Source organism: Pseudodesulfovibrio sp. 7M6 (assembly GCF_050058625.1).
Taxonomy (GTDB): Bacteria; Desulfobacterota; Desulfovibrionia; order Desulfovibrionales; family Desulfovibrionaceae; genus Pseudodesulfovibrio; species Pseudodesulfovibrio salinus.
Genome location: NZ_CP188816.1, coordinates 3,720,860 through 3,747,489 on the forward strand (window position 1 = coordinate 3,720,860; position 26,630 = coordinate 3,747,489).

The 26,630-nt window shown below is 62.4% G+C and carries 26 protein-coding genes; 12 read left to right on the plus strand and 14 right to left on the minus strand.

Annotation, left to right across the window (positions count from 1 at the left end; genetic code table 11):
- From ACI0FG_RS17335 to ACI0FG_RS17360, 6 genes are all read left to right on the plus strand, one after another.
- A complete protein-coding gene (locus tag ACI0FG_RS17335) occupies positions 1–2,487 on the plus strand; it encodes a cytochrome ubiquinol oxidase subunit I (RefSeq protein WP_419786266.1) in 2,487 nt (828 codons plus the stop codon).
- A gap of 125 nt (positions 2,488–2,612) precedes the next feature.
- Positions 2,613–3,161, plus strand: a complete 549-nt coding sequence (locus tag ACI0FG_RS17340) for a hypothetical protein (protein WP_419786267.1) — start codon at positions 2,613–2,615, stop codon at positions 3,159–3,161.
- A 4-nt stretch (positions 3,162–3,165) separates the two neighbouring features.
- Complete coding sequence (locus ACI0FG_RS17345) at positions 3,166–3,591, plus strand: pyrimidine dimer DNA glycosylase/endonuclease V (protein ID WP_419786268.1); 426 nt, start codon at positions 3,166–3,168, stop codon at positions 3,589–3,591.
- Positions 3,592–3,677: 86 nt separating this feature from the next.
- A complete protein-coding gene (locus tag ACI0FG_RS17350; RefSeq protein ID WP_419786269.1) occupies positions 3,678–4,397 on the plus strand; it encodes a TylF/MycF/NovP-related O-methyltransferase in 720 nt (239 codons plus the stop codon).
- Positions 4,398–4,409: 12 nt separating this feature from the next.
- On the plus strand, positions 4,410–5,171 hold the full coding sequence (locus ACI0FG_RS17355) for a substrate-binding periplasmic protein (RefSeq protein WP_419786270.1): 762 nt from the start codon (positions 4,410–4,412) through the stop codon (positions 5,169–5,171).
- Complete coding sequence (locus tag ACI0FG_RS17360; protein WP_419786271.1) at positions 5,168–5,785, plus strand: class I SAM-dependent methyltransferase; 618 nt, start codon at positions 5,168–5,170, stop codon at positions 5,783–5,785. The genes ACI0FG_RS17355 and ACI0FG_RS17360 overlap by 4 nt, the downstream gene beginning before the upstream one ends.
- 12 nt (positions 5,786–5,797) lie before the next feature.
- Here the strand turns inward: ACI0FG_RS17360 and hemW are convergent, their stop codons facing one another.
- The 6 genes from hemW to ACI0FG_RS17390 all read right to left on the minus strand — a co-directional run bounded on the left by hemW (position 5,798) and on the right by ACI0FG_RS17390 (position 11,874).
- Positions 5,798–7,033 carry a radical SAM family heme chaperone HemW gene (gene hemW / locus ACI0FG_RS17365; RefSeq protein ID WP_419786272.1) on the minus strand — a complete coding sequence of 412 codons (1,236 nt, stop codon included), beginning with the start codon at positions 7,031–7,033 and terminating at the stop codon, positions 5,798–5,800.
- Positions 7,034–7,035: 2 nt separating this feature from the next.
- Positions 7,036–7,425, minus strand: coding sequence for a hypothetical protein (locus ACI0FG_RS17370; RefSeq protein ID WP_419786273.1), 390 nt, complete (start codon positions 7,423–7,425; stop codon positions 7,036–7,038).
- Positions 7,422–7,970: an epoxyqueuosine reductase QueH gene (locus tag ACI0FG_RS17375; protein ID WP_419786274.1), complete on the minus strand. Its 549-nt coding sequence runs from the start codon at positions 7,968–7,970 to the stop codon at positions 7,422–7,424. Before ACI0FG_RS17375 ends, ACI0FG_RS17370 begins: the two co-directional genes overlap by 4 nt.
- A gap of 25 nt (positions 7,971–7,995) precedes the next feature.
- A complete protein-coding gene (locus tag ACI0FG_RS17380; protein ID WP_419786275.1) occupies positions 7,996–9,477 on the minus strand; it encodes an Rne/Rng family ribonuclease in 1,482 nt (493 codons plus the stop codon).
- A 37-nt stretch (positions 9,478–9,514) separates the two neighbouring features.
- On the minus strand, positions 9,515–10,468 hold the full coding sequence (locus ACI0FG_RS17385; RefSeq protein WP_419786276.1) for a radical SAM protein: 954 nt from the start codon (positions 10,466–10,468) through the stop codon (positions 9,515–9,517).
- A gap of 842 nt (positions 10,469–11,310) precedes the next feature.
- Positions 11,311–11,874 (minus strand): calcium-binding protein, encoded by a 564-nt coding sequence (locus ACI0FG_RS17390; RefSeq protein WP_419786277.1) that lies wholly within the window; start codon positions 11,872–11,874, stop codon positions 11,311–11,313.
- A gap of 186 nt (positions 11,875–12,060) precedes the next feature.
- Between ACI0FG_RS17390 and ACI0FG_RS17395 the strand changes: the two genes are divergently transcribed.
- Positions 12,061–13,038, plus strand: a complete 978-nt coding sequence (locus ACI0FG_RS17395) for a glycosyltransferase family 9 protein (protein WP_419786278.1) — start codon at positions 12,061–12,063, stop codon at positions 13,036–13,038.
- A 195-nt stretch (positions 13,039–13,233) separates the two neighbouring features.
- Here the strand turns inward: ACI0FG_RS17395 and ACI0FG_RS17400 are convergent, their stop codons facing one another.
- Positions 13,234–14,109: a tRNA (adenine-N1)-methyltransferase gene (locus tag ACI0FG_RS17400; protein ID WP_419786279.1), complete on the minus strand. Its 876-nt coding sequence runs from the start codon at positions 14,107–14,109 to the stop codon at positions 13,234–13,236.
- Between the two features lie 809 nt (positions 14,110–14,918).
- Between ACI0FG_RS17400 and ACI0FG_RS17405 the strand changes: the two genes are divergently transcribed.
- The gene (locus ACI0FG_RS17405) at positions 14,919–17,399 is read left to right on the plus strand and encodes a heavy metal translocating P-type ATPase (protein WP_419786280.1); all 2,481 of its coding nucleotides are present in this window, start codon (positions 14,919–14,921) and stop codon (positions 17,397–17,399) included.
- 27 nt (positions 17,400–17,426) lie between these two features.
- Complete coding sequence (locus tag ACI0FG_RS17410) at positions 17,427–17,624, plus strand: heavy-metal-associated domain-containing protein (protein ID WP_419786281.1); 198 nt, start codon at positions 17,427–17,429, stop codon at positions 17,622–17,624.
- Positions 17,625–17,700: 76 nt separating this feature from the next.
- Here the strand turns inward: ACI0FG_RS17410 and ACI0FG_RS17415 are convergent, their stop codons facing one another.
- Both ACI0FG_RS17415 and ACI0FG_RS17420 read right to left on the minus strand, forming a co-directional pair.
- Positions 17,701–18,663 carry a HEAT repeat domain-containing protein gene (locus ACI0FG_RS17415; protein WP_419786282.1) on the minus strand — a complete coding sequence of 321 codons (963 nt, stop codon included), beginning with the start codon at positions 18,661–18,663 and terminating at the stop codon, positions 17,701–17,703.
- Between the two features lie 33 nt (positions 18,664–18,696).
- Entirely contained in the window at positions 18,697–19,434 is a 738-nt protein-coding gene (locus tag ACI0FG_RS17420; RefSeq protein WP_419786283.1) for a S24 family peptidase, read from the minus strand.
- A 153-nt stretch (positions 19,435–19,587) separates the two neighbouring features.
- On the opposite strand from ACI0FG_RS17420, the gene ACI0FG_RS17425 reads away from it, so the two are divergent.
- Positions 19,588–20,022, plus strand: a complete 435-nt coding sequence (locus tag ACI0FG_RS17425) for a DUF5675 family protein (RefSeq protein ID WP_419786284.1) — start codon at positions 19,588–19,590, stop codon at positions 20,020–20,022.
- Complete coding sequence (locus ACI0FG_RS17430) at positions 20,001–20,207, plus strand: helix-turn-helix domain-containing protein (protein ID WP_419786285.1); 207 nt, start codon at positions 20,001–20,003, stop codon at positions 20,205–20,207. Before ACI0FG_RS17425 ends, ACI0FG_RS17430 begins: the two co-directional genes overlap by 22 nt.
- Before the next feature lie 28 nt (positions 20,208–20,235).
- Here ACI0FG_RS17430 and ACI0FG_RS17435 read toward each other — a convergent pair whose 3' ends face one another.
- The 4 genes from ACI0FG_RS17435 to ACI0FG_RS17450 all read right to left on the minus strand — a co-directional run bounded on the left by ACI0FG_RS17435 (position 20,236) and on the right by ACI0FG_RS17450 (position 24,046).
- Complete coding sequence (locus tag ACI0FG_RS17435) at positions 20,236–20,961, minus strand: hypothetical protein (protein ID WP_419786286.1); 726 nt, start codon at positions 20,959–20,961, stop codon at positions 20,236–20,238.
- 103 nt (positions 20,962–21,064) lie between these two features.
- Complete coding sequence (locus ACI0FG_RS17440) at positions 21,065–22,423, minus strand: SH3 domain-containing protein (RefSeq protein WP_419786287.1); 1,359 nt, start codon at positions 22,421–22,423, stop codon at positions 21,065–21,067.
- Between the two features lie 6 nt (positions 22,424–22,429).
- A complete protein-coding gene (locus ACI0FG_RS17445) occupies positions 22,430–23,002 on the minus strand; it encodes a flavin reductase family protein (RefSeq protein WP_419786288.1) in 573 nt (190 codons plus the stop codon).
- 84 nt (positions 23,003–23,086) lie between these two features.
- Positions 23,087–24,046, minus strand: a complete 960-nt coding sequence (locus ACI0FG_RS17450; RefSeq protein WP_419786289.1) for a LysR family transcriptional regulator — start codon at positions 24,044–24,046, stop codon at positions 23,087–23,089.
- Between the two features lie 83 nt (positions 24,047–24,129).
- Between ACI0FG_RS17450 and ACI0FG_RS17455 the strand changes: the two genes are divergently transcribed.
- Positions 24,130–24,252 carry a hypothetical protein gene (locus ACI0FG_RS17455; protein ID WP_419786290.1) on the plus strand — a complete coding sequence of 41 codons (123 nt, stop codon included), beginning with the start codon at positions 24,130–24,132 and terminating at the stop codon, positions 24,250–24,252.
- Between the two features lie 12 nt (positions 24,253–24,264).
- Here the strand turns inward: ACI0FG_RS17455 and ACI0FG_RS17460 are convergent, their stop codons facing one another.
- Positions 24,265–26,547: a PAS domain S-box protein gene (locus ACI0FG_RS17460; protein WP_419786291.1), complete on the minus strand. Its 2,283-nt coding sequence runs from the start codon at positions 26,545–26,547 to the stop codon at positions 24,265–24,267.
- Positions 26,548–26,630: the final 83 nt, after the last annotated feature.

Consider the following 26,630-nt stretch of genomic DNA (forward strand, 5'->3'; position numbering starts at 1 on the left):
ATGGAATATCCCATCTGGCAACTGACGACCCTGGGTGGCGGATTCTGGATCGCGCTCATCGCCACCCTGCATGTCTACGTGGCCCACTTTGCCGTGGGCGGCGGCCTGTTCCTGGTGCTCAGCGAGTGGGCGGCCTATCACTCGAACAGCATCGACCTGCTGAACTACACGCGCAAGCACTCGCGCTTTTTCCTGTTGCTGACCATGGCCTTCGGCGGTGTCTCCGGCGTCGCCATCTGGTTCACCATCGCCCTGCTTTCGCCCGAGGCGACCATTACCCTCATCCACCAGTTCGTGTTCGGCTGGGCGGCTGAGTGGGTCTGCTTCCTGGGCGAGATTGTAGCCCTGCTGATCTACTATTATAGCTGGGACAAGATGGACCGGCGGGACCACATGATAGTGGGCTGGCTCTATTTCCTGTTCGGCTGGTTTTCCCTGTTCCTGATCAACGGCATCATCGGGTTCATGCTTACCCCCGGCCACTGGCTGGAGACCAAGGCTTTCTGGGACGGATTTTTCAATCCCACCTTCTGGCCGCAGCTGGTGTTCCGCACCCTGTTCAGTGCGGTCTGTGCAGGGCTGTTCGGGTTTGTCACGGCCACGCGCATCGGCGACGAGGCCACCCGCCTGCGGGCGGTGCGTACCTGCGCCTTGTGGACCGTGCTCGGCGTGCTGGCCACCGTGGCCGCAGGCTGGTGGTACGTGGCCGCGCTGCCCCCGGCGCAGCATGAGCTGTTCACTGTCGGTTCCCACCGTGTGGCCGGGTTCATGCGCTGGTTCTGGATATTCGGCGGGCTGACCCTGTTCGGCGGTCTGGTGCTGGGCTTCCGGCTGCCGAAGAACGTCGGCTTTCCCGTGGCCATGGTCGTGCTGCTGGTCGGCCTCGGCCTGTTCGGCTCCTTCGAGTTCCTGCGCGAGGCGGCGCGCAAGCCGTATCTCATCTGGAACTACACCTATTCCAACTCCATCCGGAAGGCGATGGTTCCGGCCATCGACCAGAAGGGTGCCCTGGCATCCGCCAAGTGGACGCCGCCCCAGCTCCGGGACGGCATCACCGATGCCAACCGCATGGAGGCGGGGCAGTTCCTCTATCAGCTCGAGTGTGCTTCCTGCCATTCCATCGGCGGGCCCATGAACGAGATTCGCAAACACACCGCTATGTACGATACCAGCGGCATGGAGGCGCTGCTCACCGGCCTGGGCAAGCTGAACCGCTACATGCCGCCCTTTGTGGGGAATGATGACGAGAAACACGCCCTGGCCGTGTATATCGCGGAAGGGCTGAACAACAGACAGGCCACCGTGGCCGAGGTGCCGGAACCGGGCGAGTTCGACCCCGCGCCGTTTGACGCGGAGAATGACGAGTACGCCCTGGTGGCCTGGGCCGCATCGGGTATGCAGTTCTATGCGGCATCGGGCAAATGGACCCTGCTGCCGCCGAAATCGGTCATCCGGGCGCAGTTGATCCTGCGCGATTCCATGCCCGAGGTGGTGACCGACGGCGTGACCGTGACCTATGCGGTTGATCCGGGCACCGAAGGCGAGAATCTCGACGGCTCGATGGCGCTTCAGGCGGATGAAGGCCGGTATGAGGCCGAGCTGAACGTCAAGGCCATGCAGAACGGCGAGTATCAGCCCCTGCCCATGGTCACCGTTACCGCCAAGGACAAGCAGGGCAAGGTTTTGGCCACGGCCAAGGTCGCCCTGCCGGTCAGCGATCAGATGGCCTGCCAGTCCTGCCACGGCGGGGAGTGGGCCAAGGGCGGGACCGGTGTTTCCGACGCCACCGTGGCCAACATCCTGGCTACCCACGACCGCATGAACAGGACCGATCTGGCCTCGCGCCAGAGCGTGAACTGCGCCGACTGTCACGAGGACACGGCCCAGAGCGCGGCCGGTAATTCGGACCTGCCATCCCTTTCCGCCGCCATTCATGGTGCCCATGCCGTGTATCTGGCCGGGCGCGATGCCGAGAACTCCTGTCTGGACTGTCATCCCAAGAATACCCTGCGCGGGCTGCACGACGAGGTCGGGCTGACCTGCGTGAACTGCCATGGCTCCATGACCGGCAATGCGGTCGCCCTGCTGAAGGGTGACGGCAGACCGGCAACCGCGAAGCTGCTGGCAATAGTCGATCCTTCGGACGACGGCGATATCGAGCCGAGGAAGCCTTGGACCATGGAGCCGGACTGCCTGACCTGCCATGAGGACTTCGGCGCGCCGGGCACGGACGATGCCTTCGGCACCTGGACCGAGGACGCGGAAGGGCACTTTGCCTACCGCCGCGACGAGATGGACGCCGTAGCCTGCGCCGCCTGCCACGGCAGCCCCCATGCGGTGCATCCGGCCGGAAACGACCGGGACAACGCGATGCCCATGCAGCTTACGGGCGATGTGGCGGCCCTGGGCGCGGGCGGTACCTGCACGGTCTGCCATGTGGACGAAATGGACGACCCCGCCCATCACTCGGGAATGGGGCTGGAATAACGGACATTGTTTGAAAACGGCGCGGGGCGGCCGGATCGACTTCGGTCCGCCCCGCGTTGGTTTTGAAATTCGGCGGGCTGCGTGTGCCATGGGTCCGATGGTGAACCTGCAAACCGGGAGGGCCCGTGTCCTGCGATGAATTCGAGTTCTACCTCACCGAGGTCAAGGCGCATTGGCTTGAGGCCCGCATTGTTCTGAACGGCTCTCATTACGACCTGAGCACCCATTCCAATTTCTCCGAACCGATTCGGGATATCTGCCGTTGCCTGTCCGATGCTCGCGGGCTGGAAGGACCGGTGGACATGGATCGCGACTATCGTCATCTGGAATTCGAGTGGATCGGTGAAGGGTGGCTCTATTATTGGAACGTCATCCCCCAGCCGGACGGCAGGCTGCGCGTGGGCGTGGAGTTCAAGGGCAAGCGCGAGGAGGGCGGCAGGGAGTTTCCGGTCTGGGCCCTGGATATCCATACGGATTGGCAGACCTTTTCGCGGCAGGCCTTTACCCAGGCCCTGGCCCTGCTTCGGCAGCATGGTTTCACCGGCTACCACAGCCGTTGGGGCAAGGAATTTCCGGTATCGGACCTGATGCGGCTGGGGCACCTGCTGAACGGCCAGCCGCTTGATACCAACGACATCTTCCGCGAACTCGACTATCTTGTCGGGGCGAGGTGACTGTATGAGACTCTGGACCGTTCATCCCCGCTACCTCGACGTCAAGGGACTGACCGCCGTGTGGCGGGAGGGCCTCCTTGCCCGGGCCGTGCTGCTGGGCAGGACCAAGGGGTATACCAACCACCCGCAGCTTGTCCGTTTCAGGGCCACAGCCGATCCCGTGGCCGCGGTAAACGCCTACCTTGGCGAAATTCTGGCCGAGTCCCGTTGCCGGGGCTATCGCTATGATGCTTCCAAGATTGCCCCGGCCACCGTGCCTTCCATGGAGGAGACCGAGGGGCAGCTGGACTACGAGTGGGCGCACCTCTTGCGCAAGCTGGAGACCCGCGCCCCGGACCTGTTCCAGCAGTTCAAGGACATTGAACGGCCGGAGCCGCATCCGCTGTTCTCTTTGGTGCCGGGTGCCGTGCGCGATTGGGAGAAGCGCTGACCTCGCCGCCTCGCATTAGACAGCTACTTCCTTTTGGGTCATAGTCGGTTGGAATTTTCATTAATAACCACTATCCGAGTCATGCCATGAAGCTGCGCATTCCCCAGGATATCGAATACAAGGACATCATCGAACCCGCCTTCGGACAAATGGCCTCCCGCTGCGTACCGTATTCGCTGACCGTGCAGCGTGGGCTGGAGCCGTTTTATGCGCTTTACAAGGCTGTGGAGTATCTGGTGAAGCACAGGATAGCGGGCGACTTTGCGGAGTGCGGCGTCTGGCGCGGCGGCTCGGTCATGCTAGCTGCCCTGGCCTGCCGATATTTTGGCGATACCTCCCGCCGCATTCATCTCTTTGATACCTTTGACGGCAACCCGGAACCGCAGGCCGTGGACCTGGACTGGGACGGCAGGAGTCCGCATGGCGCGTGGGCGGAGCACCGCAAACGTGGCACCAAGTGGGGCTATGGCGGCCCGTTGGAGGACGTGCGCCGCAATGTGCTGGCCACAGGCTACCCGGAAGACCGATTTGTTTTCGTGCCCGGCCGGGTGGAGGAGACCCTGCCGGACGCGGCCCCGAAGTCCCTCGCCCTGCTCCGGCTGGATACCGACCTCTATGAATCCACGGCGCACGAGCTGGAAACCCTGTATCCGCGTCTGGTCCCCGGCGGTATCCTCATCGTGGATGACTATGGCTACTATCAGGGCGCGCGCAAGGCCACGGACGAATATATGGAGCGCTCCGGGGCCGTGATCCTGCTCAACCGCATCGACGCCTCGGTCCGTCTGGGCGTCAAGGTGGCCTGACCGGAGTTCGCCGTGCGCACATTATCTGGTTCGTTGCTCCTCCTGCTGTTCACTACTTTTTGCGTCTCTCCTGCATCGGCCTATGATCCGTGGGCGGTCAAGCCGGTCTGCGTGTTCGGGATGCCGTACATTGGCCGTGCCGTTCTGCCTCACCAGGGAGGCATCATCACTGAAATCCTGCGGCGTGTGTTGGAGCCGGAGGGCGTGGTGCTACAGCATGAATCCATGCCCTATGGCCGGACCGTGGATGAGCTGGTGCATGGTTCCGTCCAGTGCTCCCTGAGCATAGGCAACGATCCGCGTACGGTCCTGCGCGGCAAGCACCCCATATTCCTGTACGACCTGTGCGTGGCGCGTGCGCCGGAAACCGCGTGGAAGGGCGTGAAATCACTGCAAGGGCAGCGGGTGGCCTATGTGCACGGATTTGATCTCCCGGCTATTCTCGGCGTGGAATTCTCCCCGCAGAAGATGTTTGATCTTGCCTCGGCCTTTTCGCTTCTGCGTGACGGGACCGTCGCTTATATTCTGGACGGGAAAAATCTGCTGGAGACGGCGCGCAAGGAGTCAGGAGTCTATCTGCATCAGGTCGTTATCGAACCCATAAGGACCCTGCCGGTGCACCTTGTGTTCGCTCCCACCAAGGAGGGGCGTTTGTTTCGCGACCTCTATGACCGGCGCATGACGGAACTGAAGCAGGCGGGAGAGCTGAAGGCAATCCTGACCGAAAGCGGCCTGTCCGAAACAAGGGCCGTCCGGCTGCTCAAGGCGCAATGACACGGGCTGAAGACGAATACGGCCGCATCGCGCCCCACTACGACCGCGTGGTCGGTCCCTTTCTGCGCCGGGTGCACCGGGCCGTTCTGGATGCGCTGCCCGATCCGGCCCTGCCGCTGCTCGATCTGTGCTGTGGCACAGGGTTGCTGATCGGAGCCGCTGCATCGCGCGGCATCCCGGTGGTGGGCCTGGACCTTTCTCCGGCCATGGCGGCGCGAGCCGAGGCCGCCGCGCCCGGCCGGGTGGTGCGTGGCGATGGCGTGTCCCTGCCCTTTGCTTCCGGCAGGTTCGGCGCGGTGACCATCTGTTTTGCCCTGCATGAAAAACCGGCATTTGTCCGGGAAGGTCTGCTGGCCGAGGCCGCGCGCGTGCTGCGCCCCGGCGGATCGCTGCTGGTGGCGGACTATCGGGTGGGTCGCTGCCTTGGCGAGCGGCTTATGGGCGTCGGCGCGGCCATGGTGGAGCGGCTGGCCGGGCGGGAGCATTACCGTCTTTTTCGGGAGTACCGGCAGCGCGGCGGCAGCCGGGCAGAGCTGGAGCGGGCAGGGTTCATGGTTCGGCGCACCGCCCTTTCTCTGGGCGGCACGGTCGGTGTCTATCTGGCCGGAATATAGTGGGAATGAGGCTTAATCGTCGTCAAAGGCGAGGCGGCTGATAATGACGTTGGAGACGAGCATACCGTCCTTGGTCAGCCGCAGGTGGCCGTGGCTGATGCGGACCAGATGTTTCTGGTGCAGGGCGGTGATGAGCCGTTCCTGCCGTTTCATCAGGTCGTACCCCGCCTTTTCCCGGAATGCCTTGAGGTCCAGCCCCTTGGATGTCCGCAGCGAGAGCATGACCATTTCCTTGAGCAGGTCCTGGTCGGTCAGCTCCTCATGGTCCTGGCCCACCAGTCCGCCGCGCACATAGGCGTCGTATTCGTCCATGTAGCGCGGGTTGCAGAACCTCCGCCGTCCGATGGTGGACACGGCCGACGGGCCGAGACCCAGATAGTCGGACCCGGTCCAGTAGCCGGAGTTGTGCTCCGAAACAAAACCCATGCGCGCAAAATTCGAGACCTCATAGTGCATGTAGCCCATGGATTCCAGGAATTCGGAGCCGTAGATGAACATTCGGCCCTGTTCCTGCTCCGAGGGCAGCTTGAAGTCGCCGCCTTCGCCCACCATCTTGGCCATGACCGTGCCGTCCTCCACCGTGAGGTTGTAGGCGGAGAGGTGCTCCGGCCGCAGCCGGGAAGCGGCTTTCAATTGTTCGATCCAGGTGTTCACCCGCTGGCCGGGCAGTCCCCAGATGAGGTCCATACCGATATTGGCGAACCCCGCCTCGCGCGCGGTCTGGAACGACGCGGTGGCCATGGCTGCGGAGTGCGGCCGCCCCAACATGCGCAGGTCCAGGTCGCTGAAGCTCTGGACGCCTAGCGAGAGCCGGTTGAACCCCATGGAGAGCAGGGCGCGGAAATAGCTGATGTCGTGGGCCGAGTCCGGGTTGGCCTCCAGGGTGGCTTCCATGCCGGGCGCGGGCTTGAACGCCTTGCGGATCGCCTTCATGATCTGGTCGAGCTGGGTGAGCGGGATGAGGCTCGGCGTGCCGCCGCCGAAGTAGACGGTACGGATGGGCGGATTCTTGAGCCGTTTGCCCCATAGCTCGATCTCCTGGAGCAGGAGCTTGTGGTACCAGATGAAGGTTACCTGGTTGAAGGCCTGGGAGTGGAAGGAGCAGTAGTGGCAGCGGGAATGGCAGAACGGGACGTGGATGTAGAGCAGCAGCCCCTTGGCGGGCGGGGTGGCCGTCTTCTTGTCCCCGGCGGCAGCGGCCGGAAAAGCGGCCTTCACCGGAACGTCTTCGCCATAGATGCGTCCCATGCTCAGTCCCTGAACCGTTTTTGCCGGTGCAGCACCAGCGCGCCCCAGGTGAGGTATGCCCCGGTCACCACCAATATGGGCAGCAGCCAGCCGGGCAGCTGGCTCTTGTGCACCAGCCCGTTCAGCCCGTAGTAGAGCTGGTTCGTCCCTGCGTAGAGCAGCAGCAATACCGTGGCCCAGGAGGCCAGTCCCCATCCCTGCCGGGTCAGCCAGGCCAGCACCGCGAAAATCGCCACGGAACCCCAGGCAAAGGGCCAGTCCGGCGTGCCCGCCAGCATGGCTACGGCCCCGTTGAGCAGCGGCGAGAGCACGAAAGCGGCCAGAATGGTGTCCCGGTGCAGGATCGGCGTCAGCAGCCGGGGCAGTTTGCGGGGCTCTTTCCTGTCGGTCATGGGCGCGTCCCTAGTTCGCGGTGGTACCGCTCGTTTTCGCTGTACAGGCAACCACAGTATTGCTGGCGGTAGATGCCCCATTCCTTGGACGTCTCAATGCCTTCCTGCCAGCCCTCGCGGAAGTCGTGGTACAGGAAGCGGGTCTTCTGCGTTTCCAGGTCCCGGCACAGCCCGGCGATGACGTCGTGCTTCTGGAACTTGGAGTAGAGCAGGGTGGTGGTGAAGGCGTCGAATCCGCCCCGTTTGGCAATGGATGCCGTGCGCTCCAGGCGGATGGCATAGCAGTGAAAGCAGCGGTTATTCTCGCGGTGGGCCATGGCCCGGAACCATTGCTGCGGCTCATACTCGTCATCCTTGACGATGACCTTGATGCCCAGCTTGTCGGCCACCTCCAGACAGCCGTCGCGCCGCTTCACGTATTCGGTCAGAGGGTGGATGTTCGGGTTGTAGTACAGCCCGGTGACCTCGCACCCCCTGTCCTGAAGCGTCTTGATGGTGGTGATGGAGCACGGTCCGCAGCAGATGTGCAACAGTACCCGTTCCATATCTCCCTCCTCAATACGACGATCTTTATTCGTCGTACTCGTAGTCGATATCGATGTGCACCTTGCGGTTGTATGTCTCTTCCAGCTCCGCAATGGTGTTGCGCTTGTGGTTGAGCAGGTAGATGGCCAGCTCTTCCTCGCAGTTGAACTCCACCATCTCCAGGCCGGGACGGCGCAGGTCTCGGTGGATGTCCTTGAGCGCCTGGAGGGCCTGCCACTCCATGTTGCGCCGGATGCCGGTGCCCTTGCAGCAGGGGCAGGGCTCGGTGGAGATGGCGATGGCCGACGAGCCGAGGCGCTGGCGCACCAGCTCCATGAGGCCGAAGGAGGAGATACGGCTGACGTCCGTGCGTGCCCGGTCGCTCTTCATCTCATTGCGCATGACCTTTTCCACTTCGCGGCAGTCCTTGGGGTTCTTCATCTCGATGAAGTCGATGACCACCTGACCGCCGATGTCGCGCAGCCTGAGTTGGCGGGCGATCTCACGCGCGGCCTCCATGTTGGTCTTGAGCGCCATCTTCTGGAAATTGCGTTCGCCGCCGATCTTGCCGGAGTTGATGTCCACGGCCGTGAGCGCCTCGGTGGCATCGAAGACCAGACGGCCGCCCGAAGGCATGGTCGCCTCGCGGGAGTAGATTTCCTGCACCTGCTTGACCAGATTGAACCGCTCCAGCAGCGAGAGTTCATTATCTTCGTGCAGCTTGATGAGGCTGTTCTTGCGCGGGAAGGCGAGCTTCACGAAGTCCTCGATCTGATCGAAGGTCTCCTTGTCGTCCACCCAGACCTCGGTGATGTCGCTGGTCAGGTAGTCGCGCACGGCCCGGGCCGCCAAACCCATCTCATGATAGACTATGGCCGGAGCCTTCTTCTGCTGTGCATTGGAGCGGATGTCCGTCCACAGGCGGTTCAGGTATTTGAAGTCGCGCTCCAAGGCGACCTTGGATTGTCCGATCGCAGCGGTCCTTGCGATGAGCCCCACGCCTTCGGTGGTCTCAAAGGACTCCAGGATCTTTTTCAGCCGGGTGCGTTCCTTCTCGTTCTCGATCTTGCGCGACACACCCATCTGGGAGCGTCCCACAGTGTAGACGAATCCCCGGCCCGGCAAGGAAAGGTACGTGGTCAGAAACGCGCCCTTCTTGCCCGTGGGCTCCTTGACCACCTGGACCAGAATCTCCTGGCCGGGCTTCAGCACCTTCTGCATCAGCGGAAAGCGTTGGCCCTTCTTGGTCTCCGGGTTGCCCACGTAATATTCCGGGTGCACCTCGTCTATCTGGAGGAACCCATTGCGCTCGGCGCCGTAGTTGATGAACGCCGCCTGAAGGCCGTTGTCGATGTTGTGGATGTAGCCCTTGTAGATGTTGCCCTTGGTCTTGGCCTGGTGGACCATCTCAACGTAGTACTCGTTGACCTTGCCTTCCTCGGCGATGACTACCTCAACCTGCTCTCCGGGCAATACCGAAATGAACATTTTTTGCCGCCTCTTCTTGGCGGCCGTTACATTGGTCATGATGAACCTCGTGTGAAAAGTGTTGGATCATGGCGTGCTACTCCTCCAGGATGTGTCCTGTGCCGTGGTAAAAGGTCTCGCCCCGGTCGTCCCGGGGGATGATGCCGCCCTGTTTCTCAAGGGCTTCCACGGCCAGCCGAACCCGATTCGGGTCCGCATTCAGGGCATCTGCCAACTGGTGGATGGTCTGCGGTCTGCGGGCAAGCGATGCCGCCACCTGTTCCGTTAATCGGTCCAGAGGTGCATCCTCTCGCTGCGCAGCACTCGCCGGGCGGGGAGATGTCTCGCCCGATGCCAGCCTTGCGCGCCAGCGGCCCAGGGTTTCCCCGCTTACGGGGAGCGTTCCCTTTACCGTTCCGGGACGCGTGGATGTCACCACGTCCACCCGGTCGGGCTCAAGCCGCCTGCAAAATTCCGTCAGCCGGTCCAGGTTCTCGTCGGAGTCGTTTATCCCCTGCACCAGCAAAATCTCCAAAAATATCTTTCCGTCAAATTCTCTGCGAAACGCCAGGAGACCGTCGGCCACCATCGTAGCGGTGATGCCCTGTACAGAACGGTTTACGGCGCGGAACTCCGCTTCCACCAGAGAATCAAGGCTCGGCAGCACAACGTCCGCCTTCGCCAGTTCCGTTCTTACCTCGGGATCGGACAGCAGCGTCGAGTTGGTCAGCACGGCCACGGGCTTGCCGGGAAAAAGCTCCCGCGCCCCGTCAATGACCGCACCCATGTCCGAGTTCAGACACGGTTCGCCCAATCCGCCCAGAGTCACGATGTCGGGCCGCGCGTGCCCCTCCGCCTTCCAGGCCCGCAGCTCATTCAAAATGGCCGCTGCCGGTACGTAGGGCGCGCGCTCAAGGGTCCGCTTCCGCGTGGCCCCTACCTCGCAGTAGACGCAGTCCATGGAACAGATACGGTCTCCCAACAGGTCCAGCCCCAGGGACCGGCCCAGCCGCCCGCTCATTACGGGTCCGAAAACGTATTTGTATGCCATGGTTTTTTCTGCCTGTATCCGCCGTTCGGCGTTTCACGGAACTATCTGAGGTTATTCAGGACTGAGGGGCGGATGTCAAGAACGGTTGAACAATAGGTACTAGGAATCGAACGGGTTGGCAAGGCAACGCACGGTGGATGCCTCCGGCGGTGCCTGCCGGCAGGGCCACCTCGCCGGTGGGGCGTCTCCGACGGCCAGGGCGCTGCCCTGGACCTGCCAAGGGCCGAGGGCCCTTGGATCCCCGGTCCGCTGCGCGGGGTAGGAGCCTGGGGGGTGGGAGTTGGTTGGCTGACGGCTTGGCGGGTACCGGCTGTGCGGCGTCCGCAAAGATTTGAGTGAGCCGCTTTTCGCCCTGCCGGGACGAAAAGCGGCTCACTCAAATCTTCACGGACAGTAGCCCCCGCCGTCTGGAGGAGTGGTAGAAATTTGGAAGGCTCGTCAGGACGGCGGGTTGAAACAGAGGCAAAAGTGGGGTTGTTCTTTGCGGATTTCGCTTTGCTTTTCCCTTTATAAAACCTCCCGGTTTGCGCCGGAAAAGCGGCTGGCGGTGTGACGGTAAGAAGTACTGAGTCCGATCCGCTTTTTTCGGCGCAAACCGTAACCCTGCACGGAAGGACGAAACCGCCCGCCTCGGCAGGCCTGAGCCGTCCTTTCAGGCTCTGCCCCCGCGAAAGCGGAGAATGGATTCTCAAGGCCATAGCCTTGAGCAGGTCCAGGGCAGCGCCCTGGTCTCCACGAAGTGGTCCCCCGGAAGGGCCGCCGGAGGCTTTCCCTGCCCCACAAGGGCAAAGGCCCCGCCGGGGTGGAGGCGAGGCCTTAGGAATAAGGGGATTGGCTTGGGCCTAGTGGCTTTTCTGCCAGGTCTCCCATTCTTCCTTGGTCAGTTTGCCGTCCTTGTTGGTATCGGCTTCTTCCATGATGCGCTTGGCGTTAAGCGGGTAGTAGCTGGTGATTTCGGCGGTAACCACGGCCTTGTCGCCGTCACGGTCGATCTGCATGAAGCCGGAGGTGAAGTGGATGCGCTGCAAGCGGTAGAGAATGCTCTTGTTGGTGGCGCCGTGTTCCAGATAGTAGGCGGACATGGTCTGCTTGCCTGTCAGCTGGCCAAAGGTGTAGCCGTCGGCGTTTTCGGCGAAATAGAGGTTGCTGTCATCGCCATAGATGCCGGTAAACATTTCCTTTTCGAGAATATTCTTGGCATTGAAGTAGAGTTTGTAGCCTTTGAAGAGCGGCCCGGCCTGATCGTCGATGACAAAGGCGGCCTGGCCTTCCTTGAATCCATTGTTGGTGTTGACGAAGGATTTGCCCTTCCAGGTGCCGCGGAGCTCCGGGGCATCGGCGGCCAGGGCGGGGATGGCCATGAGCACGGCCAGTGCGAGAGTCGTGAACAGGATAAGACGTTTCATCGGAGTTTCTCCTTGGTTATTTTAGGCGAAGTTATACCGTATGGATGCTTTGGCGCCAGTATTAAGTTTCAGAAATGGGCATTTTTTTTCGCAAGGTGCAAAGTGGCTGAAAGGCGAGGTGGTCTTGACGGTTGTTGTCGTATTTTCTAGGGTTCCGCGACTTCGCAAACCGGACGGTATAATTCATTGCTGCACATAGATAAGGACAGGATTCGCACCATTTTGCTGCTGCGCATGGATCGCATAGGCGACATGTTTTGCACCACCCCCGCCCTGCGGGCATTGCGCCGGGCTTATCCCGATGCGCGCATCGACATGGTGGCCGCGCCCGGCAACGCCGCCGTGGTGCGCAACAACCCGGACATCGACTCCCTTGCCGTCTTTCCGCTGAAGAAACCCTGGCTGTGGCCTCTCCACTATCTTAAGTACCGGCTGCGGCGCTATGACATGGTGGTGGCGTTCAACGGCCAGTCCCGAACCACGGCCCGGCTGGCGAAGTTTGTTCATGCGCGTCATTGCGTGGGCACCTGGGCGCGGGCCACGGAGAACTATTTCAAGGAAACCGTGCGGTACCAGCAGGGCGAGCACACCATCGAATTCATGCTGCGCACGGCCGGGGAGCTGGGCGGCACGGAACTCGATCCGGCCATGGTCTTTCCGGTGGCCGATGCGGTTCGCGAGCGAATGGCGGAGCGTTTCCCCCGGCGGCAGGGCAAGCGGCGCGTGGCCATGTTCATCGGCAACGCCAAGAAGGTCGATACCCGCTGGCCCGAGGACCGCTTTGCCGAGTTGTCCAAGCGGCTGACGGCGCGGGGCGATGTGGAAATTTACGTGGTGGCCGGTCCCGGCGACGAAGGCCTTTTGCCGCCGTTCTCCTGGACCGACGACTGTCTGCGCTACCCCGGCGGCAGTCTGGAAGAGCTGGCCGCCTTCCTCGGCACCTGCGATCTGTTCGTGACCAGTTCCTCAGGCCCCATGCACCTTGCGGCGGCAGTGGACGCCCCCATGGTCGCCATCCTCGCCGATTACACCTACATGTGCTGGCGGCCCCTTGCCGATATTCATACCATCGTCCAGTCCCACCAGCCCGATGTGCAGGTGGGTACCGTCACCGTGGACGAGGTGTTGGAAGCCGTGGAATACCGGCTGGATGTTATCGAGTAAGAGGGAAAGGCTGGAGAGGAAACCGCCTGCGGCGGGATGGTCGGGTGACTTCGCCTCCGGCGGCTTAAGGGCTGTGGCCCTTAAGAATCCCTTTCTCGCCTTTGGCGAAGGGGAAGGGATAATTGCATAAAAGAAACGCCCCGAAAGTGTGGCTTTCGGGGCGTTTTATTGTCTCTTCTGAGGAAGCGGAGGTGGTTATTCCTCGCCTTCCTCGGTCTCGGTTTCAGCTTCGCCGAATTCGTCCGTATCGGGCAGATCGGCGGCCTCATCCTCAATGGCCGGAGTTTCGGACGGAGCGGGCTCCGTGGGCTGCTCCATGTAGCGGGCAAAGACCAGGAAGCCGGTGTGGGCGACCATGCGGTCGTCCGGGCGCAGTCTGTCGGCCACGGGCTTCCAGCGCCGGACCAGAATCTCCAGCACCTCGGCCTCGGCGAACGGGCCGTCCTCCAGTCCGCGCAGCAGGTCCGAAACCTGATTCACGGTGGGCAGCAAAAATCCGCACATGGCACCGGGGATGACCGCCTCCGGGATCGCGCTCAAATATTCCCACGGCGTGCGCACATCCAGGAACAGCGCGTCCGCACCGGAATGCAGGAAACCGTCCTCGATGTTGCGGTTCACTTGCTCCACGCGGTCCGAAAGTCCCACGCGTTCCAGATTTTTCCCGGCAAGCTTGAAGAAGTCGGCACGGCGTTCATAAGTAATGACCTTGCCCGTGTCGCCCACGAACCAGGCCAGGGCCGTGGTCAGGCCGCCGGAGCCGGTGCCGGACTCGATGACCGTGGAGCCGGGGCCGATGCCCAGCTTCATCATCAGGTAGCCGATTTCCTTGGGGTACATGATCTGCGTCTGGCGCTTCACACCCTTGATAAGGTCGTGCAGCGTAGGCTTCAGCACCAGATAGGGACGGCCCAGATGCGTTTTGACGTACTGGCCGAAACCGGCTTCGCCCACGTCGTCCATAAGCAGCTTCCCATCGTGCGTGTGCACCTCGCCGCCCGGCTCGAACTTGCGCAAATACCGCTTGCCCTTGTGGCTGATAAGCAAAACCAGTTGTCCGGATTCGATCATGACCAATCCTCCCATGTTTAATCTGGCCCTTCGGTACGGGGGCAGGCCCCGGAAGTCAACAAAAAGGTCCGTTGGAAGGGAGCACCTCGCCGGTGGGGCGTGTGTCTCCGACGGCCCCTTCGGGGAGACCAGGACGCTGTCCTGGACCTGCCAAGGGCCGAGGGCCCTTGGATCCCCATCGCCGCTGTGCGGGGTAGGAGCCTGGGAGGTGGGAGTTGGTTGGCTGACGGCTTGGCGGGTACCGGCTCTCCGGCGTCCGTAAATTTTTGAGTGAGCCGCTTTTCGCCCTGCCGGGACGAAAAGCGGCTCACTCAAATCTTCACGGACAGTAGCCTCCGCCGTCTGGAGGAGTGGTAGAAATTTGGAAGGCCCGTCAGGACGGCGGGTTGAAACAGAGGCAAAAGTGGGGATGTTATTGGGAGATTTCGCTTTGCTTTTCCCTTTAAAAAACCTCCCGGTTTGCGCCGGAAAAAGCGGCTGGCGGTGTGACGGTAAGAAGCACTGAGCCCGATCCGCTTTTTTCGGCGCAAACCGTAACCCTGCACGGAAGGACGAAACCGCCCGGCCCGGCAGGCCTGAGCCGTCCTTTCAGGCTCTGCCCCCGCGAAAGCGGAGAATGGATTCTCAAGGCCATAGCCTTGAGCAGGTCCAGGGCAGCGCCCTGGTCTCCACGAAGTGGTCCCCCGGAAGGGCCGCCGGAGGCATTTATCCCTGCCATTTCCCTTTGCCGATAAAGATTTTCAACATCACTTGCCAAAGTGTGATAAAGTGATCATTTTATCCGGGAAACAATTAACCCCGGCGGTAGCATGGAATCGATCAAGGCACAGATAAAGGGCATGCATTGCGCGGCCTGTTCCGGACGCATAGAGCGAGTTGTGGGAGCCATGGACGGGGTCGAGTCGGCCTCGGTGAATCTGGCTGCCGAGACAATGGATATGACTTGGGACCCGGATGTGGTGACTTTGGACGAGGTGGGCGCGCGCATCCATGATCTCGGTTTTGAGGCTGAGTTTCCGGTGGCTTGCGACCTGGAGGAAATGCGGCTGTCGCTTGGCGGAATGCATTGCGCGGCTTGTTCGGCTCGTATTGAGCGCGTGACCCGCAATATGGAAGGCGTGGACTCGGCTGACGTGAGCCTTGCCGCCAATGAGGGGACTTTTGTTTTTAATCCGTCCAAGGTGTCGCGCCGGGAGATTCGGCAGGCGATCAGTGACGCCGGATTCACCTCCGAGGTGCTGACCGGGGCGGGTTCTCATTTTGAGGAACACCGCCGGGAGGCCGAGGAAGGGCTGAGGGCGCGAAAGCGGGAGTTGATCCCCGCGTTTTTGTTTGCTGCGCCGCTGCTGGTGCTTTCCATGGGCCACATGTGGGGGATGCCGCTGCCGAACTGGCTCGATCCCATGCATTCGCCGATCACTTTTGCCCTGGTGCAATTGGCTCTGGCCCTGCCGGTGGTCTGGTCGGGCAGGAATTTTTATTTGCAGGGCATCCCGGCCTTGTTGCGCGGCGGTCCGAACATGGACTCGCTGGTAGCCATGGGCACAGGCGCGGCTTTGCTGTATTCGCTGTGGAATACCATTGCCATGCTGATTTATCCGGATGCCACGCATCTGGCCATGGACCTTTACTATGAGTCGGCGGCAGTGCTGATCGCCATGATTTCGCTGGGCAAGTATTTCGAGGCCAAGAGCAAGCTCAAGACCTCGGACGCCATCCGCGCGTTGATGCAGCTGACCCCGGATACCGCGACCCTGGTGCGCGACGGCGTGCAGGAGACCATCCCGCTGGACGAGGTGGAGCCTGGCGATCGGCTGCTGATTCGGCCGGGGGAGCGTGTGCCCGTGGACGGCGTGGTGGCGGACGGGCGTTCCAGCGTGGATGAATCCATGCTGACGGGCGAGCCCATGCCGGTGAGCAAGGAAGTGGGCGACAAGGTGGCGGGCGGCACCCTGAACACCCATGGTGCGCTGACCATCGAGGCCGAGCGGGTGGGGCAGGATACCGTACTGGCGCGGATTATCCGGCTGGTGCAGGATGCGCAGGGCTCCAAGGCTCCCATCGCCAATCTGGCGGATACCATCAGTTATTATTTCGTACCCACGGTCATGAGCATTGCTTTGATCGCCGGGCTGGCGTGGTACTTCATCGGCGGCGCGGGGTTCCCGTTTTCGCTGCGTATTTTTGTGGCCGTCATGGTCATTGCCTGCCCCTGCGCCATGGGGCTGGCCACGCCGGTCTCCATCATGGTCGGCACGGGCCGGGGTGCGCAACTCGGCGTGCTCATCAAGTCCGGCCGCGCCTTGCAGGAGGCGGGCAGCATCGACACGGTGGTTTTCGACAAGACCGGCACTTTGACTCACGGCCGCCCGGAGTTGGCGGACATGACCATGATCCGGGGCACCATGGCCCACACCGAGGCGCTCTATCTGGCTGCGGCCGCGGAATCCATGAGCGAGCACCCGCTGGCTCAGGCGATAGTGCGCCGGGCCGAGGAAAAGCAGCTGAACCCGCCGCAGCCCGAGAGCTTCGAGGCCATTCCGGGCAAGGGCATCAAGGCGGTGGTGAACCGGCGCGAGCTGGCCATCGGCAACTGGGCGTTCATGCAGGATCTGGGATTTGATTTCGGCATGGACAACCTCGCCCCTCAGGCTGTGGAGCATTATGAAAAGCAGGGAGCCACGGTGGTCTACATGGCGGCGGACAACAAGCTCAATGCCCTGTTCGCCATTGGCGACAATCTGCGCGAGGAAACGCCGGAAGTGGTGGCGGACCTCAAGCGGGCCGGAATGACCCCGGTGATGCTTACCGGCGACAGCGAAGTGAACGCGCGGGTCATGGCCGAGAAGGCGGGCATCGAGACCGTCATCGCGGGCGTGTTGCCCGAGGACAAGGCCGGGGAGATAGCCCGGCTGCAGGGCGAGGGCCGCAAGGTAGCCATGGTCGGCGACGGCATCAACGACGCACCGGCCCTTGCGGGCGCGGATATCGGCGTGGCCATGGGTGGCGGCATCGACGTGGCCGTGGAGTCCGGCGACGTGGTGCTCATGAAGTCCGACCTGCGCGCCCTGGAGACCGCGTTCAACCTCTCGCGCGGGGTCATGACCAACATCAAGCAGAATTTGTTCTGGGCGTTTGCCTTCAACGTCATCGGCATTCCGGTGGCGGCGGGTGTGCTGCATCTCTTCGGCGGGCCCACCTTGAACCCGATGATCGCGGGCACGGCCATGGCCATGAGCTCCGTCACCGTGGTCAGCAACGCCCTGCGTCTCAGATTTTTCAAGGGATAGGAAACCTGTAACTCAAGGAGAATCAGTATGCCTGTTGTAAAAGTAAAAGGCATGAGCTGCCAGCATTGCGCCAAATCCGTGACCGAAACCATGGAAAAGCTCGGTGCCAAGGATGTAACTGTCGATTTGCAGAGCGGCGACGTCACCTATGAGGAAACCGCTCCCATCGCGGCGGACGTCATCAAGTCCGCCATTACCAAGATCGGCTTCGAGGTTGCGGACTGATCCGTCCGCAACCGCAGGCATGAAGGGCCGCCCTGTTGGGCGGCCCTTCTTGTTTGTTCGATTGTCTGTGGAGTACTTACTCGCGCCCGGCCCCGGCAAGGGTGTCCCGCACATCGTCGGGCAGACGGACGATGTTGTCCGGGTCGATTTCCACCAGCAGGAGGGCGGCGGCGATGCGTTGGCCGGGCGTTCCGGCTTCAATGGCCTCCACCAGGGCCGGTTCGGCGGCGGAGCCCATGGCGGCCAGGGCGCGGAAGGCGGTCTGGCCGGTGAGGGTGCCGGGCCGGTTGAGCAGCTTGATCAAGGTGGGGGCGGCTCCGGTACCGAGTCGGGTCATGGGATGATTGCCGTGTTGATTGATCTGGAGCAGGTGGAAGAGCAGGACGGACGGCGCAGGGCCGATGAGTTCGATGGCTTCGGCCACAACGTGCATGGCGCGCGGGTCTGAGCAATCCAGGGCGCGGACCAGGGCCGGGACGGCGGTTAAGGCCGCAGGACCCAGGCGGCCCAATATCCAGGCTGCCTTGGCGCGGAGAGAAGGGTCGTCGGTGGCAAGAGTCCCGGCCAGGGCCGGAACCGCGTTTTCTTTCATCAGTATAAGGGCGTAGGCGGCTCCGTGGGCCGTATTGGCATCCGGGGAATTGAGCAAGGCCGCCACCCTTGGCGCAGCGGAGGGGCCGATGACGGCCAGTGTGTGGGCGGCCAGTCCGCGCACGGAGGGATCGTCGTCCGCCAGGGCTGCAAGCAGGCCGTCGGTTCCGTAGGCGGGCATGGGCAGCAGTGCCAGCCCGATGGCACCGCCCCTGCGCTGGGCCGGAGTCCCGTTGGCAAGGGCGTCGAGCAGGGCTTGCAGGGGGGCTTGGCCAAGTTTTCGCAGCTCGGCTGCCGCGTCGAGGCGGGCGGACTTGTCCGGACCGCCAAGCCGGGCCGTAATCCCGGCGACCGGCTGTCCGTCCGGTGCGCCTGCGGCATTGGTCCGAATCGGAGCCAGGGTTGCCAAAAGGAGTAATACGTTGCCCAATAGCAAAAAATGTCTCATATCTAGCCTCTATAATTGACTTGTGTCATATGGCTATTTTTGTCCCATGTCGCTCCAGGCCCAGGCGACATTGCCGCCGATGGCGCGTCCGATCTCGCCGTTGTAGTCGCGCTTGAGCCGGTAGGTTGCCGGAGGAAACTCCCGGCCGTTGTCGGAATAGAAGATGAGTTCGAGGTCGTCATCCACGCGTCGGGTGGCCACGCGGCGGACCAGGGTGGTGCCGTCTTGCCCAGGTTCGCGCACGAGCATGATGCGTCCGCCGGGGCCCGGGTCGCGGTCGTCGCGGTCCACCAGAATGATGTCTCCGGGGTGCAGGGCTGGAGCCATGGCCGCTTCGCCCTTGCCCAGCTCCACGCCCACCAGATTTGTCCGGAACCGCAGGGGCTCCTGGTGCCGCCATACCAGCACCCAGCCTTTGACGCGCTCTTCCGGGATGGCACCCTGTTCGGCTGCCAGGGCAGGGTCGGCCAGGGGCACGGCCAGATAGTCCTCAGGGTGCAGTTCCGGGCCGCCGCTTTTTTCCTCCGGGGAGCAGAAACAAACCTCCCGGCTCGCTTCGACAGGGTCATCTCCAAAGGTGACGGAAGCCCCGAGCCGGTCCAGGATCAGCCCGAGCGAGTCGGCGTTTAGCCCCCGTTCCTTTTTCAGAAACCGTCCCAGCTGCGAGGGGTCGATGCCCAGCTCGTCAGCCATGCGCTTGTTGTTGGGATAGCGCTTTCCCCGGCCGATGCGCTCGTTCAGCGCCCGGCGTACATCGTCGGTAAAACCCATATTCCGCTCCTTTGAACGTACGGAGTTAGAGGAGGTTATACACTTTTTTTGACAAATGTCTAAAGCTTAATGACAAAATTTGTTGACGGTCAAATAGTCATATGACTATAACACCATCCGTTCGCCGATACTTCGGCGTAGTGGAGAGACAATATGATTGAGAGTATGGAACTGGTTCGCATTGAAAAAAGCAACGACGGAACTTTTGGCGTTCTGCGGCTGGACGGACACGTATTCTGTGTCACGCTGGAGCCGCCGGACCGGGGCAATGCGCAGGACGTGTCCTGCATTCCGGCCGGACGCTATCGCTGCCGCCGGGTTGATTCTCCGCATTTCGGCACGAGCTTCGAGATAACGGATGTGCCCGGTCGCTCGCACATCCTGCTGCACGCGGGAAATGTGGCTGCGGACACGCGGGGGTGTGTGCTGCTTGGCCGGGAGTTCGGAGCGGTTGCCGGACAAAGGGGCGTTCTTCATTCCGTTGCCGCCATGGATCGGTTCATGGAGTGCTGCGAAGGGGGCGATACCATGGAATTGATTATTCGCGAACTGGAAGGGGGGAACACATGTCAGACGGTTTCTGCCTGAAGGGGGCGCGGGAGATCTGTGAGGCGGTCGGGGAAAATCCCCGGCATATGCACGAACTGGTGCGGGAACACGGGCTGCCTGCCTGGAAGCGGGAGACGCGGGGCACCTGGCGTGCCCTGCCGGACGACCTTCGCCGCTGGGTGCGCCAGCAGCGGGACAAGCACATAGGTGCCTACATGGAATAGTTGCGTTCGGTCTGTGACTGGCGAACTTTCAGCCTGCCGACGGACCTGCGGCCATTACCTGATGCCGGATGAACCAGCCCCCACTCATTTCCGGGGCGGTTTGTCCGGCATCGTTTGTCCCTGCGGGGAGGCGGAGTCCCGTCTCCGGCCGGTTCAGGGAGATGCGCTCGGCCGCTGCCAGACATTGCCCCAGTCTGGCCATTCTGGTCAGGCTCGGGTCTGTGGCGGCGGGCGGGGATGCCGATGCGGTGGCGGGAGGTTCGGCCTTGGCCACGGCGTGGATGTTTACGACGGTCCGCCGGGAAGTGGGGCGAGGTGTGGGCGCAGGAATGAGGGTCGCTTTGGCGATCACTTGAGGTGATTGGGTAACTGCCTGTGCCGTTTCAATCGTTCTCGGCGCGATAATGGGTGTCGATTTAACAAATTTTGGCGCTTGAGAATGGGATCTTTCCTCTAAAAGGGGATGTTCTCTTGGCGCAACCGTCGCCAGCCGGGTCATATCCACCTGTTCCGTTTCGTCTTCCGCTGGGCCGATCAGGAAGGCCAGCTTTTCCACGATGACTTCGTCCGGGGTTTTGTCGTTCACGGTATACTGATAGCCGTATTCACACACGGAATAGGCGGTGGAAGCGTACTGGACCGTTCCGCTGCCCACCAGCCCGGCCACGCCCAGCAGGGCGTTGATGACCAGACAGCCCGACAGGAGCGGGAGCGCGATCAGGCTCAGGATGTTTCGGTACGCGGCTTTGTTCATGCCGCTGATACTGCATTCCCTGTGCCCGGATCGGATTATTCCGTGAATTCGGCGGGATTCCCCTGGCGTGGACCGGGGCGGCGCAGGCGGGGGTGGCTTCGGGTCAGGGAATTGACGGCGTGGGCGCAGGGCCGGGAAGCATGGTGATGGCGGTCACGTTTTCCAGCAGGATGCCCTCTGGCCAGGCTAGGTCGGGCCGGTCCAGCCCGGGTTCCAGGGTGGAGATGATGGCCCGTCCCACCACTTTGCGGCCATAGGCGCCCTTGTGCCCTGTTTTGAGGCCCCACAGGGCGTGCATGACCACAGGCTGTCCGTCTTTCTGGCCGATGTAGAGCATGATGTGCCCCGGCTTGCGCACCAGGGTCAGGAACGGCGTGGCGAAATCCAGGATAATCCGCTTCTTTTCCGCGCGGGGGAGTCCCTTCAGGGGGATGGAGACGCCTGCGCTGGCCTGCCGGGCGGAGTTGCGCGGCAGCAGAATGCCGAAGGGCGCCATGAGGTCCATGGTCAGGGCGGAACAGTCGCGGCTGCCGTAGAGGCCTCCCCAGCCGTAGGGGCGGCCGAGCATTGTGTTCGCCAGCCGGGCGAAGTTGGCCGGAGTCGGGACCAGGGGCATGATCTCGGCGGCGTCGGCCGGGAGCAGCGCCCGGTGGATCACGGCTTCCCCCTTGTCGTTACGGGCCGGGGCAGCGACGATCAGGCCGTCCTTCGTCTCTTCCAGCACGGGCAGGACCATGCCCACCTCGCCCCGAAACAGGAACCGGCCGGTCTCGTCGCACACCGGGGTTTTGTCATGGGTAATGGCCGCATACACCCCGGTGCGGTAGGCGGCGGCAAACCCGTCATCCACCCAGCCGAGGTCCCGCAGGGGAATCCAGCCGAAGGTGAACCGGGACTCCACCAGCACCCACTGCCCGTCCTCGCTCAGGTGGTCCGCATAGAGCGGGGTCCCGGCAAGAACCAGGGAGTTCTGCATGTAGTCGAAGGGAAACCCTTCGCCCGCGAGGCTGAAATCGTAGAACGCGGGCTCCTCGGAGGGCAGCACACGCATACTCGTGTCGGTCACGGCCACGGCCCGGCGGCTCATCGATGGATAGGCATCCACCCGTGCGGCCTTGCGCATCCGTTCCATCCAGGCCGGGCTTCGCAGCAGGGTATTCTCGCCGAAAATCCGTTTTCTTCCGAACTGGTCCAGCCCCCAGAACACACTCTCGGCACTGGTGACCGGCCGGTTCCGCTCCCAGGGGGCGAAGTGCGCCGCCAGAAAACGGTCGTATGCCTGTTGTTGGGCTTCGGGCGAGAGCAGCGGGGCGTTCGGCTCCAGGCCATGATAGGCTCCGGCGTCCTGCAACATGTCGTCCACGCCACTGACAGGCCCGTCCACATGGACGGCGCAGGCGGCCAGAAACAACAGGCAGGCGCTGAGAGCGAACAGCCCGAAAAAGTGGAGCGGACGGCGCACTAGCGGTTATTCCTTCATGAACTTCTTGCCCATGTCGAAGCCCTTGCCCACCAGCTTGCCCAGGCCGTAGTAGCCTCGGGTGCCGGGTGTAAAGATCAGCGGACGGACCTTCTCGGGATCGGGATTGCCGTCCTGGAGCTTGTCGTCGTCGCATTTGAGGTCGCGGATTTCACCCACCAGCATGGTGTGTGCGCCCAGTTCGTAGGAATGGATCAGGTCGCACTCCACAATGATGGGGAATTCGTCGATGTAGGGGGCCTGCACCTTGTCGCTGGCAACGGTGGTCAGGCCGGTGACGGCGAATTTGTCCACCTTGCTGCCGGAGACCATGCCCAGGAAATCGGACTCGGCGGCCAGCCACTCCGGGCAGACCGAAATGGTGAAGGCCTTGTTCTTGAGAATGCCCGCATAGGTGTGGCGCGAGGGGCGGATTGAAACGGTCACGCACGGCGGTTGTGAGCTGCAGATGCCGCCCCAGGCCGCGATCATCGCGTTGGGCTTGCCGTCTTCGTCATATGCGGAAACCGCCCACACAGGGGCGGGCTGAACCAGCGTATTGGCTCCGAGGGATTTTTTCATTTCGCACTCTCCTTGAAGGTGAAAGTCTGTGAGGCGTAGCCTACGGCAAACAGCGCAAAATGCAACCGCCGCCTGGATGCGTCGTTAGTTCTCGATTCCCCATACCTGACGCACGGCGTCGGCCAGGGCGCGGATGAGCGGGTCGTTTCCCCGGTTCTTCGGATATACGAAATAGAGGGGCAGCGAGAGTTTCGGTCCGGTCCGGCAGATGATGGCCGCACCCTGTTCGGCCAGCTTTTCCGCGTCTTCGGCCTTTTGGACGGAGAGGCCATTCCCGGCGGCCACGAGTTGGCCGAGGATGCTCTCTTCGCCGGCTCGGATGTAGTTTTTTATGTCGTGGCCCGCATTTTCGGTGATGGTGTTTATCACCTGCATGAACGGACACGTGGGTATGGGCAGTATCCACGGCAGGGCGGTCAGTTCGGCAAGGGATTTGCCCCGTACCCTGTCCGCCCAGTCGGTGGGGGCCACGATGTGGATGCGCAGCCTGCCCAGGTCCAGGGAGGATACCTCGGCATACGTGTTCTGAAGAAAGGAGAATCCAGCGTCGATGCGGCGGTCGCGCACATCCAGCAGGATCGAATTTGATGCGGACTGGATAAGGTTGAGCCGGACCTTGGGGTGGGCCGCACCCATGGCGGAAGTCATTTGCGCCGTGCGCAAAAAATGGGGATCGGAGTTCAGGGCGATGGTCAGCTCGCCGGATAGCTCGCCGAGCAGCCCCTTGGCGTGGTCCACCATGTCGGAAGCGGCGCTCAGGATGGACTCCGCCTTATCCTTCAGGGCCGTGCCCGCGGCGGTGAGCTGCATTCCCCTTGGCGTGCGGACGAACAGCGGGAGCCCGAACTCCTCTTCCAGTGCCCGGATGTGGGCGCTGACGGCGGGTTGGCTGGCGTGGATGCGGTCGGCCGCGCGGGTGAGGTTACCCTCCTCTGCCACAACCGTGAAAGAACGCAACTGGTACAGTTCCATGGCCTGGACGGTAGACTGAATTTCTTCCTTGAGCAATCGGAATGCGTAAACCCTCCCCACAGTTATTAGCATTGGACCTGCGGGACTCGTCAGACATAGACAAGGCCGAAATCAGCGCGGCAGAGAGGCCCCTTTATGAAGATCGGACGCAGACTATGGATGTTTTTGGAACCCGAGGGCGGGCTGGAGACGGGGGGGCCGGATTCGCAGACGGCATTGAGGCCGGTGTCTGGACCGGAGTGGCCGTGCCGGCCGGGGTCGGGCTGGGGCAGCTGTAGAGGCGCTCCGCCCTACCGGGGCAGGATTACGGTGACGGTGGTCCGGTCCGGGGTGCCGGTGTCCAGCAGGATATCGCCGCCGTGGGTCCGGGCAATGAGCCGGGCGGAATAGGTGCCGAGGCCCGTTCCGTTGCCGGTGCCGCCCGTGACGTACTTTTGGAAAAAGGTGTCCCGTATGTGCAACGGCACCTCGCCCTGGTTGCCGATGACGATGGATCGGGGATCGCCGTCCTTGAGCGTGACGGTCACGAATCCGCCGGGAGGGGAGGCGATGAGTGCGTTGCGCAGGAGGTTGCCTATCATGGAGCGGAACAGCGGCGGATCAACCTCGGCAACAAAGCGGTTGTCGGGAGAGCCGATAACCTCCATACCCAGGCTGATGCCCTTTTCCCGGATTATGGACAGGCTTTCCGCGCGGATTTCCTCCAGGGTGCGCAAAACGTCCACCGGTTCCCGCTCCAGCTGATATTCACCCTGCTCCATCTTGTAGAGGTCGAGGGAGCTGTTGATGTGCTGGAGCATGGCTTCCCCAGCCTTTTCGATGATATCGAGAAGTTCCTCCTGACCGGGGGCCAGGTTGCCCATGCGGCGAATCTCTCCGGGCAGGCCGATGACAGCGCCCAGCGGTGTCTTGAGGTCATGGCGGGCCATGCGCTCCACGTCCTCGCGCAGGGCTTCGGCCAGCTTGCGGTCGGTAATGTCGCGCCCGACGCCCAAAATGCCGATGACCTGCCCTTCCTCGTTGTGCAGGGGGCCCAGCCGGGTTTCGAACCACAGGTAGGAGCCGTCCCGGCAGATAAATTCCAGGTCTCGTATGACGGAGCTGGCCGTGGGACTCGATGCGGTGCTTGCCTGCTCCGCTGCCTCACGAAAGAGGGCTCGGGCCGATGGTTTGAGAAATTCCGTCAGCCGCCGACCAAGGATTTCGGCTCTGGAATAGCCGCGCGCCGCTTCGTCCGACGGGCTGACGTAGGTGTAGCGCAGGTTTGCGTCCAGGCCGAAGATGACGTCAGTCACGTTCTCGGCCAGCAGGCGGTATTGCCTTTCCCGCTGGCGCAGGGATTCCTCCATGAACTTGCGGTCGGTGATGTCCGTGCCTACGGAGAGCAGCCCGGTCATGCGGTCCGCGTCGTCCTGCACCGGCTCGTGGGTCCAGGAGACCCAGATGGCCTCGCCATTTTTGCACATGGTGACGAACTCGGAAAAGGGAAGGGCGGAGGGATTTTCGAGGAGGTGGTGAAGGTCGCGCCCCATGGCCTCGGCCGCCGGGGAGTTTTGGGGGACCAGGGTACCCACCAGTGGCTTGCCGAGCAGCTCGTCGTGGTCGTATCCGTAGAAATTCTCCGCGAATTCGTTGCTGTAGGTGATTGTTCCTTCAAGGTCTACACGCAGAATGATGCTTTTGGCATATGCCATGAGCAGGCGGAACTCGTCACGCTCCCGCAGCCTTCCCGTCAGCTGGGAGAGGGCGGCGAAGATGAGGCCGACCATGACCAGAGAAGCCATGCCGCCGCCAAGGATAATGGCCGTGCGGTTGGGCGAGACGCCCCATCCGTTCTTGGGGGATGCGGCCAATATCCACCCCCCGCCGGGAACCGGAATAGGTAGCTGTACCGAGCCTTCGGTAAAGACGTCGGCCGTGCCGAACAACAGGCGCTGCCCGGCTGAAGGCGTATTGCCCGAGGTCTTCAGAGCAAGGCGCAGGTCGCATGAAGCGTGGATCAACCCTGCCTCAATCAACAGGGATTCAGTGTTTATCTTGATCAGGGCGAGGCCCCAGTCGCCTCTTCCCCCTTCCAGAAACACCGGCGCCATCGCCACGACAAGGGCATCCTTGCGCGGCATGGGGGCCGGAGCCGCGACCCGGAGCTGCCGAGTTGTCAGAACGCTTTTGGCCAGCGCCCGGATATCCTCCGGCGTATCGGTAAGCAGGGCACGGTCCATCCAATATGCACGGGCTTCCGGGGGGTAGGCATGGCTGACAACATTTTTGCGGGCCAGGGCTGCCATGCGGATGCCACCCACTTCCGAGGTGAGTTCCCCGGCCAGGGTATTGAAGGCCTGTTCGTCCAGGTCCGGGCGCAGACGTACGTATGTCGTCAGGGTATTGAGCAGATTGAGGCGTGAGGTCAGGCTGTTTTCCAGATCGCTGCGGATGGCGGAAAGTTGTGATAGGGCGGACAGCCTGGCCTGCTGCTCGAAACGTTGCTGGTCCACCTGCAGCCCTGCCACGATACTGGCGCCCAGAAATATTGCCACGGCGAGAGGCACGAGCGTAAGTTGTTGCTTGGTCATGTGTGTCCGGTTGCTGACAGGCTATTGTATAATTTCTATAGCAGGAACGGACGCAAAGGGGAATGATAAACGGATTTCATCGG

What these genes read in the sequence shown, in the direction of transcription:
- ACI0FG_RS17335 (WP_419786266.1), top strand. Translation starts at nt 1, where the DNA reads ATGGAATATCCCATCTGGCAACTGACGACCCTGGGTGGCGGATTCTGG.
- ACI0FG_RS17345 (WP_419786268.1), top strand. Translation starts at nt 3,166, where the DNA reads ATGAGACTCTGGACCGTTCATCCCCGCTACCTCGACGTCAAGGGACTG.
- ACI0FG_RS17350 (WP_419786269.1), top strand. Translation starts at nt 3,678, where the DNA reads ATGAAGCTGCGCATTCCCCAGGATATCGAATACAAGGACATCATCGAA.
- ACI0FG_RS17360 (WP_419786271.1), top strand. Translation starts at nt 5,168, where the DNA reads ATGACACGGGCTGAAGACGAATACGGCCGCATCGCGCCCCACTACGAC.
- hemW (WP_419786272.1), bottom strand. Translation starts at nt 7,033, where the DNA reads ATGGGACGCATCTATGGCGAAGACGTTCCGGTGAAGGCCGCTTTTCCG.
- ACI0FG_RS17370 (WP_419786273.1), bottom strand. Translation starts at nt 7,425, where the DNA reads ATGACCGACAGGAAAGAGCCCCGCAAACTGCCCCGGCTGCTGACGCCG.
- ACI0FG_RS17375 (WP_419786274.1), bottom strand. Translation starts at nt 7,970, where the DNA reads ATGGAACGGGTACTGTTGCACATCTGCTGCGGACCGTGCTCCATCACC.
- ACI0FG_RS17380 (WP_419786275.1), bottom strand. Translation starts at nt 9,477, where the DNA reads ATGACCAATGTAACGGCCGCCAAGAAGAGGCGGCAAAAAATGTTCATT.
- ACI0FG_RS17385 (WP_419786276.1), bottom strand. Translation starts at nt 10,468, where the DNA reads ATGGCATACAAATACGTTTTCGGACCCGTAATGAGCGGGCGGCTGGGC.
- ACI0FG_RS17390 (WP_419786277.1), bottom strand. Translation starts at nt 11,874, where the DNA reads ATGAAACGTCTTATCCTGTTCACGACTCTCGCACTGGCCGTGCTCATG.
- ACI0FG_RS17400 (WP_419786279.1), bottom strand. Translation starts at nt 14,109, where the DNA reads ATGATCGAATCCGGACAACTGGTTTTGCTTATCAGCCACAAGGGCAAG.
- ACI0FG_RS17405 (WP_419786280.1), top strand. Translation starts at nt 14,919, where the DNA reads ATGGAATCGATCAAGGCACAGATAAAGGGCATGCATTGCGCGGCCTGT.
- ACI0FG_RS17410 (WP_419786281.1), top strand. Translation starts at nt 17,427, where the DNA reads ATGCCTGTTGTAAAAGTAAAAGGCATGAGCTGCCAGCATTGCGCCAAA.
- ACI0FG_RS17415 (WP_419786282.1), bottom strand. Translation starts at nt 18,663, where the DNA reads ATGAGACATTTTTTGCTATTGGGCAACGTATTACTCCTTTTGGCAACC.
- ACI0FG_RS17420 (WP_419786283.1), bottom strand. Translation starts at nt 19,434, where the DNA reads ATGGGTTTTACCGACGATGTACGCCGGGCGCTGAACGAGCGCATCGGC.
- ACI0FG_RS17425 (WP_419786284.1), top strand. Translation starts at nt 19,588, where the DNA reads ATGATTGAGAGTATGGAACTGGTTCGCATTGAAAAAAGCAACGACGGA.
- ACI0FG_RS17430 (WP_419786285.1), top strand. Translation starts at nt 20,001, where the DNA reads ATGTCAGACGGTTTCTGCCTGAAGGGGGCGCGGGAGATCTGTGAGGCG.
- ACI0FG_RS17435 (WP_419786286.1), bottom strand. Translation starts at nt 20,961, where the DNA reads ATGAACAAAGCCGCGTACCGAAACATCCTGAGCCTGATCGCGCTCCCG.
- ACI0FG_RS17445 (WP_419786288.1), bottom strand. Translation starts at nt 23,002, where the DNA reads ATGAAAAAATCCCTCGGAGCCAATACGCTGGTTCAGCCCGCCCCTGTG.
- ACI0FG_RS17450 (WP_419786289.1), bottom strand. Translation starts at nt 24,046, where the DNA reads ATGCTAATAACTGTGGGGAGGGTTTACGCATTCCGATTGCTCAAGGAA.
- ACI0FG_RS17455 (WP_419786290.1), top strand. Translation starts at nt 24,130, where the DNA reads ATGGATGTTTTTGGAACCCGAGGGCGGGCTGGAGACGGGGGGGCCGGA.
- ACI0FG_RS17460 (WP_419786291.1), bottom strand. Translation starts at nt 26,547, where the DNA reads ATGACCAAGCAACAACTTACGCTCGTGCCTCTCGCCGTGGCAATATTT.